The sequence below is a fragment of the Endozoicomonas atrinae genome, from assembly GCF_001647025.1.
GTDB classification, from domain to species: Bacteria; Pseudomonadota; Gammaproteobacteria; order Pseudomonadales; family Endozoicomonadaceae; genus Endozoicomonas; species Endozoicomonas atrinae.
Window position 1 is genome coordinate 1 of the sequence record NZ_LUKQ02000272.1, and the last position, 6,836, is coordinate 6,836.

At 52.6% G+C, this 6,836-nt stretch carries 10 protein-coding genes and 1 rRNA gene; 2 read left to right on the forward strand and 9 right to left on the reverse strand.

The features are described 5' to 3' along the window. The first annotated feature begins 73 nt into the window (after nucleotides 1-73). Nucleotides 74-189: ribosomal RNA gene (gene rrf / locus AK963_RS23765) — 5S ribosomal RNA — on the forward strand. A 72-nt stretch (nucleotides 190-261) separates the two neighbouring features. Here rrf and AK963_RS23770 read toward each other — a convergent pair. From AK963_RS23770 to AK963_RS23810, 9 genes are all read right to left on the reverse strand, one after another. Beyond that, the gene (locus AK963_RS23770) at nucleotides 262-522 is read right to left on the reverse strand and encodes a helix-turn-helix domain-containing protein (protein ID WP_066017891.1); all 261 of its coding nucleotides are present in this window, start codon (nucleotides 520-522) and stop codon (nucleotides 262-264) included. Nucleotides 523-628: 106 nt separating this feature from the next. Next, nucleotides 629-1,894, reverse strand: coding sequence for a hypothetical protein (locus AK963_RS23775; RefSeq protein ID WP_066017882.1), 1,266 nt, complete (start codon nucleotides 1,892-1,894; stop codon nucleotides 629-631). A 56-nt stretch (nucleotides 1,895-1,950) separates the two neighbouring features. Next, entirely contained in the window at nucleotides 1,951-2,274 is a 324-nt protein-coding gene (locus tag AK963_RS23780) for a hypothetical protein (RefSeq protein ID WP_066017883.1), read from the reverse strand. A 21-nt stretch (nucleotides 2,275-2,295) separates the two neighbouring features. Beyond that, nucleotides 2,296-2,811 (reverse strand): single-stranded DNA-binding protein, encoded by a 516-nt coding sequence (gene ssb / locus AK963_RS23785; RefSeq protein ID WP_066017884.1) that lies wholly within the window; start codon nucleotides 2,809-2,811, stop codon nucleotides 2,296-2,298. 12 nt (nucleotides 2,812-2,823) lie between these two features. After that, nucleotides 2,824-3,741: a YqaJ viral recombinase family protein gene (locus AK963_RS23790; protein ID WP_066017885.1), complete on the reverse strand. Its 918-nt coding sequence runs from the start codon at nucleotides 3,739-3,741 to the stop codon at nucleotides 2,824-2,826. Next, on the reverse strand, nucleotides 3,738-4,604 hold the full coding sequence (locus tag AK963_RS23795; RefSeq protein WP_238593830.1) for an ERF family protein: 867 nt from the start codon (nucleotides 4,602-4,604) through the stop codon (nucleotides 3,738-3,740). Before AK963_RS23795 ends, AK963_RS23790 begins: the two co-directional genes overlap by 4 nt. Then, nucleotides 4,594-4,968, reverse strand: coding sequence for a hypothetical protein (locus AK963_RS23800; RefSeq protein WP_139117618.1), 375 nt, complete (start codon nucleotides 4,966-4,968; stop codon nucleotides 4,594-4,596). The genes AK963_RS23795 and AK963_RS23800 overlap by 11 nt, the downstream gene beginning before the upstream one ends. After that, nucleotides 4,961-5,293: a hypothetical protein gene (locus tag AK963_RS23805; RefSeq protein WP_066017888.1), complete on the reverse strand. Its 333-nt coding sequence runs from the start codon at nucleotides 5,291-5,293 to the stop codon at nucleotides 4,961-4,963. Before AK963_RS23805 ends, AK963_RS23800 begins: the two co-directional genes overlap by 8 nt. A 346-nt stretch (nucleotides 5,294-5,639) precedes the next feature. Further along, nucleotides 5,640-6,275, reverse strand: a complete 636-nt coding sequence (locus AK963_RS23810; protein ID WP_175404623.1) for a helix-turn-helix domain-containing protein — start codon at nucleotides 6,273-6,275, stop codon at nucleotides 5,640-5,642. A gap of 220 nt (nucleotides 6,276-6,495) precedes the next feature. On the opposite strand from AK963_RS23810, the gene AK963_RS23815 reads away from it, so the two are divergent. Beyond that, on the forward strand, nucleotides 6,496-6,798 hold the full coding sequence (locus AK963_RS23815; protein ID WP_066017890.1) for a hypothetical protein: 303 nt from the start codon (nucleotides 6,496-6,498) through the stop codon (nucleotides 6,796-6,798). Nucleotides 6,799-6,836 lie beyond the last annotated feature (38 nt).

Consider the following 6,836-nt stretch of genomic DNA (forward strand, 5'->3'; position numbering starts at 1 on the left):
AGCAAGAACAAGATTTAGCTTAAATCAGACGGATTCCAGACAAGAGGTATAAAGATCTCTTGTTAAAGTTTCGCCTGGCGACCATAGAAGGTTAGAACCACCTGATCCCATCCCGAACTCAGTAGTGAAATGACCGATCGCCGATGGTAGTGTGGGGCTTCCCCATGTGAGAGTAGGTCATCGCCAGGCACCCAATTTAAAGTGTAGAAAAAACAAAGGCTTCCCTCGGGAAGCCTTTTGTGCGTTTGGTCAGGTTCGGAATCAGTTCGGATAGTCGCCGAAATTTTTATCCGACTCAGCCTGTGCCAGAGTTTCATAGGATTGCTGCTGGTCCAGCCACGCTTTCAGGTCTTCGACCCGGTAGCGGATGGAACGTCCCAGTTTTAGAAATGGGGGCGGGGTCTGGCCAAACAGCACGCCCGATACTCTTGATTTATCCAGAGCACTTTTACAGACCCCGATGTACAACGCGGCTTCTCGGGTTGAGTAATTGATGCATTCGATGGGTGATTTCACGTCCATGCCATGGTCTCCTTTCCTGGCGATCGGATAACAGGGTTCTGTTATCCCGTAAGATGCTTCAACTGCCATGAAGCGTGTTCTTCTGCTTCCTGAACTTTCCCCGGTTTTAATGGAAAAATTTCAGGATGTCATAACCCAGTACCGGCTGTGCGTTACTGGTGGTCAGTCGCTTGCTCTGTCGGTTATGAAAGAGGGTTTCGGTGGGGTCGTACATCAGGCCGTACTGCCAGCCCTTATCGGTGAGCAGGTATTTCCCTTTTTTCCCCTGTCCGGTCCATTTGATGATGCGGAGTTTCTCCAGCACCTCGACCACATGCTGACGGCTTCTGCCAATAAATTCCCCCAGTTCCACCAGTGAGAAGTAATCGTCCAGCTCGTAGCGGTTCCGTTTACGCTTTGGTTTTCTTGGTATGGGCTCGCAGTCTTCGTCTGACCCATACAGTGGTGGGTCAGCATCGTGGCTATTCAGATCCATTGGTACCGTTTCGGGGGCGGCATCGGCCCTGGGAACTAAACGATCCAGCGCGGTCTGATACCACTTCACCTGCTTTACCGGAGTACCGCTGTGGTGGGATTTCCCGGTGTCGAGGATTTCACAGAACGGCGTTCCAAGGTCGGTCGGTATCCACTGCCGGTCGATCCTGGTTTGCAGTCTTGCTGCTTCCAGCCGTCGGTTTACCTCTCGGGCATCCTGGGGTGGTGTCATCATCTGCCCGAGCTGGGTTGGGGTAAATGTCATTTTCTGAACCGGTGCGATCAGTTGTCTCTGGCCCATGGCTTCCAGCGGGGAGAAACCGATCTGGCTTTTCAGCAGCCGGTCAGCGGAGAGCAGTTTCTGGTTGCCGGTAAAACCCAGTGCTTCGGCAAAGGCGATGGCTTTCAGGGAAGTGGCCATGTTGATTTCGAGCAACACCTGCGGTGTGTCGTTCTCCCGTTGATCCAGCGCTGGCTTTTCGGATGACTGAGGTATATTGAGGGCATCCGTGAGTTGCTGTTTCCGCTTTTCATCAATGGCCTCTTGCCTGGCCTGTTTGCCTTCCTGGGTCATGGCGGACAGCAGAACGTGGTTCGCGGCATTCACCGAAAAGTGATAAACCCGTCTGGGACGGCCTCCAGAACTTTGCAACATCGATGTTGTAAAGTCCTTTCCTTCGCAAAACTCATGCTTTGCGATCTGTCGTTTAATCGCCTGAGCCACGGTTTTGGATTCCAGGTTAAAGCCACAGACGGTTTGCAGCAGCTCCTCACCGTCTACCTGTTCCTGGCCTTCAGGGTTGAGGCGAATGATACCGGCGCGTCGGATTTTCAGTTCAGCCTGATCCAGGCTGGTGATGGGGGTGGTGCTGTTTTTAGTAAGCACTGTGCTGTTCATAGTCAACGTCCTCTCGCTTCCTGCTCTTCAGCGTTGTGTGACTGCTCTGGTGTCTATCAGTGAATGCGTTCTGTTGAGTGATGGTTAGGGTACGGGTCATTTTCCTGCAGGCGTTGCAGGATCAGTCCGGTGACCAGCATGGATTGATCCCTCGCAAGGGGGCTGTGGATACCCACGGTAATGGCCACGATCAGGGCGGTCATTTCGATCATCACGGTTTCAGCATCCAGTGGCAGTCCTCCCATTCGATCGCCGATCCGGTCTGCAATGCGGATTTTTTCCGAGAGTTCCGCTTCCTCTTTGCGGGTGTTGATGCCCGCTGCGCGTTTATGTTTGATCTCCAGGGCCAGAGCCAGGTCATCGGCCGTTAATCCATCCATGGGCTGCCATTCTCCGTTGGGTTAGAAAGGAATCGAATCGTCGTAGTCGTCATACCCCTCAGCGGGTGGCGATGACGGCGGGTTCGTCTTGGCTGGGTAGCGGGTGTTCTGTGGCTGGTGATGGTTGCCGTGGTGAGCGGCGTGTTGTGGTGGCTGATGCTGCTGCTGTTGTTGCTGGGCAGGCTGCTCATTCAGCTTGTCCAGGATCTGAATCTGTCCGTTGAAGCCGGTGACCACGACTTCCGTGGTGTATCGGTCCTGGCCATGATTGTCCTGCCACTTGCGGGTCTGGAGCTTGCCTTCGATGTAGAGCTTGCTGCCCTTGCGCACCAGCTGCTGGGCAATGTCTGCCAGCTTGCCGAAGGTGACGATGCGGTGCCACTCGGTTCTTTCCTGTGGCTGTCCGTTCCGGTCCTTCCATTTCTCCGAGGTAGCAAGACTGATGTTGGCCACCGCTTCGCCACCGGGGGTATAGCGCACGACGGGTTCCTGCCCGACATGCCCAACCAGGATGACTTTATTAACGCCTCTGCTCATTAAGGTTCTCCTTTAGTTCAGGGGTTTTACCGTCCAGACCGTGGCCGGTTTGCCTTTGTATTTCTCCAGGTCTTTCATGGGAACTTCCGGCAGCATGGCTTTGAAGGCGTCCTGCCATTTCACATTGCCTTTGCGGTAGGTTGGGTAGAGCTGGAATTGGCTGCCTTTGGTTTTGGCACCACCGGTCAGGTCGATCAGGTCCTGTTTGGTCTTCTCTGCCAGGGCTTTGGCTGCATTCAGTGTCTGCAGGGCAAGGTGGTAGCTCTGTTCTGCTTTTTGGAAGGTGTCATCGTGTCGAACGACGGCTTCAGCGTATGGGTTGGGGAGTTTCCCTTTGTCGTGCAGTCTCTCCGCTTGCTCCAGATCGGCCTTGAATTGATGCCAGCCTTCGATCAGGGCATGACGTCGATCGTCGTGAGCGTCGTAATAGACCCAGCGGAGGTTTTCACGGGTGCCATCGGAGCAGACAAAGATGACTCGTGCCCCTTTCTGGTTTGCGACCAGCAGCTGTTGCTCCAGTTGCCAGTAGTAACCGGGTTCAATACCTTCCCCTTCGATTTGAGCGATGACTTTTGGATTCCAGAGTTTGTGTTCGAAGATCAGTTTTCGATCCAGATCAAGGCCGTCAAAGCTGGCCAGCAGGGGCAGGCCTTCCACGGTCCGGGTGCCAGTCACCGGGAAGAGGGTTTTCATCTCCTGTGCTTCAATGATGGGCCGAGCCTCAGCTTCTGCTGCGTGCCCCATATCAAAGCGGTGTTGCTGCTGGGGCGTAACCGGTGGCGTATAGCCGGTGACTTTCTGATAGATCAGTTGGTCACGGCTGATGAAGGGGCTGTCACCCATCATGGCGGGTGCTTCACTGGCGGTGAAGTGTGCCCGCCGCAAAGCCAGCCATTCAGGACTGCCCTGTTTGACATTGATCAGTTTCATTTATTGGCCTCCTGGGTGGAGTGTGGTTGGGTGGAACGTGGCTGGATAGCCTGGATGTGCTGAACCTGTTGGGGGGAAAGGGGGGCTCTGCTTTCGGCGTTGATGATGATGTCTTCCACGGTGTTGCGGCCGGACTCGATACGGGCGGTCCAGTCCGGCAGGTTGCGCTGGAAGTCGTCGTCCGGGTAAACAGATGGCTTTTCCGTCGGTACGTCCGGAGCATGGCCGTCCACATCGTCATCGGTGCAGGCCACGCCAAGGATACCAACCAGTGCGATCCGCTTCAGATAGGTGACTGCAGAGGACATTTGCTGGATCTGGTTTTTGTTGCCGCTGGCGTCCACCGGACCGGAAACGGTATTGCGGATGGCGTGACCGGATACATGCCCCAGGTGGCAGGTGATGGTGATCATGCTAACGGTCACCGGTCGTGTTTCTGTGATGCCTCGTTGTCGTTCAACCTCCTTTTGTACCGCTACCTGTTCCTGCGATTGTTCAAACCAGTAGCTGAGACCCACTGTGTGCAGCACCGGTTGAACCGCCTGCACCACATCATCCATGGAGGCATAACTGTATTTCATGGTGTAGCCTTTGGTGGTGGTGAAGCTGGCGGTCTTGCTCTTTTTGACCGCAGGCAGTTCTTTTTGAAAAGCGGCAAAGGCGTGGTTGAACTGCTGTTCTGCCAGCTTTGCCTGACGCTGTTCGTAGAGTTTCATGACCCGTTCGAGGGTTTCGATATTGGCGCCGTTCTCCAGAACGCGATTGAGCAGCTGACCCATTTCAGTAACGGGGGTGGTGTCCGGCACCGTCATTGGGTGGGGTTCCTGGGTGATACACTCCTGCACTTTCTTTTTAGCGGGCATGGCGGCGGGCCTCATCGGTGAGAATTCGGTGTCTGACGGCGAGCACCTGGTCGGCAATTTCCATGCGGAAACTTTTCTCCAGTGCTTTGGATAACGTGTCGTGCAGTTCACACCAGGCGCGGAAATCGACGATCACCGCATCACAAGTTTTAGGGTCTTTGCGCCACGCGGCGATTTCGTCCCGGATGACCCGGTAGATCTGAAGAACCGTCATGCTCGGTGAGACCTTTTTGGCAATACGGTCTTTCAGCTGGCAGACCTTGCCGTAGTCATAGGTGTATTGATTGATGTTCAGCCAGTCGCTGATGCCGGTGATTACCGGTTCTGCCAGCCGGTTTTCATGAATCGCCTGTTGGTTAGCCACGGCAATAACCTCGCTTGCTCGCATAGTTAATGATGTCCCAGCTGGAAAGGCGGGAGTGTTCGTCACTGCAGTCATGGGCCAGCTGTTTGACGGCCAGCCAGCGAAAGCCCTGCATGGGGTGAAATTCTTCTAAGATGAGAAACTGGATCAGGGACATGGCCGTGATGAGACCAATACCTCTAACCAGGAAGGTGCCGTTGGTTTCCAGGCTTTGCTGAAAGTCGGTTTCGATTCGTTCCAGTTCGGTCTCGATACACTCTTCCAGGGTTTCTCTGGCATCGAGGGCATGAAGATGCTGGTTGAGATCACGGGTGACAGCGTCCATTAATATTCCACAGATTTATTATTTATTATTTATTATCTAATCTACACACAAGGAATAATAATTTACAAATAGGGAATAGATAATATTTATCTATACTGAGAATGGCGTTGATAGATATTGACTAAACAATGTAAATGGTCACTGAATTTAGTGGCTGTAGGAGGGTTGAAGGACTGAGTGGGTTATTTCGTTATTTAAATATTGGCTTTTCGTGTGATTGAGCGGTTTATGGTTCGGAGTTTTGTTGTTTACATATCGGGATTCAAGGCGGGTTAATGACGGTCAAACAGTTTAAAGGAAACCACGGCACTTCTGGCCGTGGAGGTAATCTGGAAACCTGGTGTCATTAACGAAGTGACAGGCTATAGCCTACCGCTGTTCCTTTAAAAATCTCCATGATGTCTCCCTCATGGGTGAAATCCAGGTTGCTGTAGAGCCGGTTGATGACCCTGAGATAATGCTCGGTCGCGCTGAGGCGTTTCCACTCCCTCAGAACCATTCGGTCGTTATGCTGAACCAGAAGAATATCGCCGGATTGAGGCATGGTATCGACATCAATCTGTACAGAACTGCCTTCCGGAATATGCTTCTTCTCGGCATTGGTCAGATCAATCATCGTATCGTTGTCCATAATGACCAGAAAGCTGTTCTCGCTGCAGGACTCGATAATGCGGATACCGGAAGTCTCCTGGTATACCCTCCCCTTCTCCTCAATTTCTGCCCAGAATTTTTCGATGTCATCCATGGTGATCACTGGCAGTTTGTGATCTTCCAGGGCTTCTTCGCCAGTATCCAGCCAATGAACGCTCACGCCCAATACTTCGGCCACGGCCATTTTCTGTTCCAGCTTGGGCTCGCGCTGACCATTCATCCACAGACTGACACTGGACTTACTCCAGCCTGATCGTGATGCAATCTCCAGATCCCGGATGCCGAGTTCGCTTGCCTTCTGTCGGGCTCGTTCTGACCAGTGAATCGTCACATGCATTTCCGTAGTGGTTGTTTATGGATGTAAAAAAATTTAACACGACATAACCGATGAATGTATGGGCAGGCCTCGAGGATAGTGTGACGAATCATTGCTTAAGTCTACAAAGGTGAAATTATTTGCGATTAAAGTTTATGTGAGTAAATATAGTTCGGGTGATTATATTTAAAAATGGAATTTAGCGTGAGTCATAACGATTGAATGGAGGCACACCATGATTGACCCAGAGGAACAGGACATTCCTGAACATCCCGAGCATTGGCAGGACATTATCTGGCCAATGAGTGACCGGCCAAACCAGACCTTATCGGCTGACCACTATGAGAAGCTGTGCTGGGAGTGTCCGGATGTCGATGTTGCCGCGCAGCTACTGCGCGCCTACCGATACATGCTGGACCAATGGAGTGAGCCCGGCCCGGGCCACCGGGTGGTGAGTTTTATCAATAAGTGGATGCGTACTAACCAGCACAATGTTGATGAGGCTGATCGCTATTTTCCCAGGGAGGGCAGACGATGAAAACCTTTGGCAAGATCGAAAGTCGTTTCTGGATCAGT

Coding starts and splice junctions, on each gene's coding strand:
- AK963_RS23790 (WP_066017885.1), bottom strand. CDS start 3,741: ATGAAACTGATCAATGTCAAACAGGGCAGTCCTGAATGGCTGGCTTTG.
- ssb (WP_066017884.1), bottom strand. CDS start 2,811: ATGAGCAGAGGCGTTAATAAAGTCATCCTGGTTGGGCATGTCGGGCAG.
- AK963_RS23815 (WP_066017890.1), top strand. CDS start 6,496: ATGATTGACCCAGAGGAACAGGACATTCCTGAACATCCCGAGCATTGG.
- AK963_RS23795 (WP_238593830.1), bottom strand. CDS start 4,604: ATGCCCGCTAAAAAGAAAGTGCAGGAGTGTATCACCCAGGAACCCCAC.
- AK963_RS23780 (WP_066017883.1), bottom strand. CDS start 2,274: ATGGATGGATTAACGGCCGATGACCTGGCTCTGGCCCTGGAGATCAAA.
- AK963_RS23775 (WP_066017882.1), bottom strand. CDS start 1,894: ATGAACAGCACAGTGCTTACTAAAAACAGCACCACCCCCATCACCAGC.
- AK963_RS23770 (WP_066017891.1), bottom strand. CDS start 522: ATGGACGTGAAATCACCCATCGAATGCATCAATTACTCAACCCGAGAA.
- AK963_RS23805 (WP_066017888.1), bottom strand. CDS start 5,293: ATGGACGCTGTCACCCGTGATCTCAACCAGCATCTTCATGCCCTCGAT.